Below are 3,431 nucleotides of genomic sequence, written 5' to 3'. Positions count from 1 at the left end.
AAGGTGAGGTATATTTTACCCTATTTTCCTAACAGGGTAAGAAAAATCGACTTTAAATTTCCCGGAATGTCATGTTTTTCTTTGCATCATATTGCTAGTTTTAATTTTTCCCATAAAGCTGTTAAGAAGAATGAATTCGATATTATTATAGCTAACTGCCAATATAGTTCTTTTGCGGCCTGCAATATTAAAAAATATTGTGGTATACCATTCTTGCTTCTAGTTTGGGATCCTTCCACATTTACTGCGAGAAAAATTTATAAAAGGCGTATAGGATGGAAATATCCCATTCTTTACTTATGCGCAAAATTGTTAGATAAATTCTCGCTAGCAAAATGCGAGGCAGTTATAACAAGCGGTAAATTTCATCATAGTTATTTTAAAAAACTAACAAATAAACCACTAGAAATTCTTGTGCCTGGTTGTTTTGCAAAAGAAATCTTCCCAGATTTCTCAAAACGCAAGAGAAATATATTAACTTATGATCGTTGGGACATTGGTAATGATCCCATAATTTTTCTTGATATACTCGAGCGCTTGCATGCAAAAGATGTAAATCTGATTGTAGGTGGGTTTTGGCACCCTATTAATCTGAGTGAGAAATTTAAGTATGAACTCAAAAGAAGGGGTCTTGAGAACAGAGTAGAATTATTAGGTCCACTCGATGAAAAAATGATCATAGATTTATGTTCTACCTCCATGGTGCATGTTCATCCGGTACATGAGGCATTCGGTATGCAGTCTTTAGAAGCAGCTGCATGCGGATGTCCCATAATAATTCCAAATGGTTCTGGAGTATCAGATTTATTTAAGCATGGAGTCCATGGTTATTTTCCAGAAGATAATAGCGTAGGTGAATTTGTGAAGTATATAGATATGATATTTAATGATGCAAAGAAGAGTAAGGAAATGAGTATGAGAGCTTGGGAATGTGCAAAGAATTATACGTGGGAAGGTTATGCTCAAAAATTAGTTAAAATATGTAGGAGGTATATTCATGAATAAGGTTCAGGCAATTTCAGTAATCGGTTTAGGTAAATTGGGTTTATGTACTGCCACTTGTTTTGCCTATAAAGGTTTTAAGGTTATAGGGGTAGATATAGATGTGGGGAAAATTGATAAAATAAATAGAGGTTTATCTCCTATTGAAGAAACCGGACTTGCAGAGTTTATGGGCAAGGCGAAAAATAACCTAAGGGCAACTTTTGATTACGAAGAAGCAATTTTAAATTCAAATTTGACTTTTATAGTAGTTGCGACTCCCAGCCTTGCCGATGGCAGCTTCTCCAACGAATATCTAGAGAAAGCCTGTCTTAAGATAGGGGAGTCCTTGAGAAAAAAGAAAGGATATCATCTTATAGTTGTCACTTCAACAGTAATGCCTAAAACTACGGATACGGTAGTAAAATTCATACTAGAAAAAACATCTGGTAAAATTTGTGGTAAAGATTTTGGTGTTGCCTACAATCCAGAATTTATTGCTTTGGGTAGTGTGTTGCGTGATTTCTTGAATCCTGATTTTTTATTGATTGGCGAGATAAACAAGAAAGATGGAGATTTGCTTGAGGAGATATACCGCGAGACTTGTGATAATAAACCTAGGTTTGCGCGAATGAGCACCTTAAACGCGGAGATTACTAAGATTTCGCTAAATTGCTATATTACTACCAAAATTACTTTTGCAAATTCCTTATCGGCAATTTGTGATAAGGTAGAAGGCGCGGATGCTAATATTGTAACTGAAGCCTTAGGATTAGATTCTAGGATAGGGAATAAGTATATCAGGCCGGGATTAGGATTTGGTGGGCCATGTTTTCCTCGTGATAATGTAGCTTTTGCGGCATTTGCCCGTAGTCTGAATATCAGGGCTAAGCTAGCAGAAATGGTTGACGAGGTTAATCGTGATCAAGCAATGAGGGTCGTACAAAAGACAAAGGATATTTTATCCGAGATGAACAAAGATACTGGTAAGATAGGTGTCCTGGGTTTATCCTATAAACCAAATACCCAAATAATTGAAGATTCTCAGGCTATAGCTATTGCTCAGCTCTTAATAAATGAAAAATTTAAAGTTAATGTTTATGATCCGCAGGCACAAGAGAATGCCAAGGGGGTATTAGGGAATAGGGTCGGGTACTCTAAAAATGCAGAAGATTGCCTGTTGGATGTAGATATAGGTATATTGGCTGTACCATGGCCTGAATTTAAGAAGATAAACTTTGGTAAAATAAAGGAAAATATTGTTATGTTAGATTGTTGGAGATTATTGGGCGAATCCAAGGGGCTAACGATTAAGCATCTGGGCGCAGGTTTATGATAGTACAAGAATTAAAAGAGAAAAGCATGCTGATTATAGGCCAGCATTTGACATCTCGGACAGAGGCAGTGAGGGATTATTTTTTGAGTAAAGTGCAAAGCGTCTATGTTGTGGGTCTTGGCAGTTTCGCGGTAAATAAAAAAGAAAACCACGCTTTTTATTACGATAATGGTGTGATAAAGAAGCATTATATTTTTAAGCACCCAATTTTAAAACTTCTGAGATCGCGTAGGCTGTTAATTACTATAACTTTTTTGTTGTATTGTGTGGATATCTTGCGTTCCTTATTGATTTTTGGTAAAAAATTTGATGTGTATATAGGCATTTCTCATTTTTCAGGGATAGTTGGAGTAATCTTGAAGAAAGTAGGGGTATGTCGGAAATTTATTTATTATACAATTGATTATTATGTTCCTCATCAAAAAGAGTGCAGCATCAATTTTTTTGAAGGGTTTAACTGGTTTGAAACGTATCTTCTTAAGTTATCGATTTATATTGATAAGCTTGCGGTACGCTATTGTGACGAAGTCTGGGATATTTCTCTCCGGATAGAAGAAGGACGGATCGCCTATAGTAATATTAATGTAAAATCTTATAGGAATAAGAAAAAGATCATTTCCTTGGGATATGACGCCGACTTTTATCGATCTAAAGGAATAACAGATATAGATAGATATGCTATTGTTTTTGTCGGGGTGACTATGGACAGTCAGGGGTTGGAGTTAATCCTGGATATTATTCCGGAGTTAGTTAATATAATGCCAGAAATTATAGTGAAAGTTATCGGGAGAGGGCCGTTCTTACCGAAATTTAAGGAAATGGTTGCTTCCAGAGAACTGGGGCAATATTTTAAGTTTTATGGTTTTATTGAAGACGTGAATGAAATGTTAGATGTAGTTTCTTCTTCTGCTGTGGGTGTTTCTGTGTGGGATGATAAAAATAATCGTATCCTTAATGCCTATTATGGTGATCCAGGAAAGACAAAGCTTTATTCAGTGTGTGGTTTACCTGTAGTGGTCAGTGATATAACCGTTTATGCTAAGGTTATCACTGAATATGGGGCGGGAGTGGCGATAAAATACGATTCACATCAGTTCCTGGAGGCATTGAAAAG

General features: G+C 36.1%; 3 protein-coding genes. All 3 read left to right on the top strand.

What is annotated here, in order from left to right:
- Positions 1 to 1,005, top strand: a 1,005-nt coding sequence (locus PHO70_08595; protein ID MDD5433018.1) for a glycosyltransferase family 4 protein, incomplete at its 5' end; no start/stop codon positions are given.
- Positions 998 to 2,317: a nucleotide sugar dehydrogenase gene (locus PHO70_08590; protein ID MDD5433017.1), complete on the top strand. Its 1,320-nt coding sequence runs from the start codon at positions 998 to 1,000 to the stop codon at positions 2,315 to 2,317. The genes PHO70_08595 and PHO70_08590, both read left to right, overlap by 8 nt.
- Positions 2,314 to 3,431: glycosyltransferase (locus tag PHO70_08585; protein MDD5433016.1), on the top strand; the 1,118-nt coding region annotated here is incomplete at its 3' end. The genes PHO70_08590 and PHO70_08585, both read left to right, overlap by 4 nt.

It is taken from the genome of Candidatus Omnitrophota bacterium (assembly GCA_028715415.1).
Classification (GTDB): domain Bacteria; phylum Omnitrophota; class Gorgyraeia; order Gygaellales; family Profunditerraquicolaceae; genus JAQURX01.
This window is presented reverse-complemented; position numbering and strand designations above follow the sequence as displayed.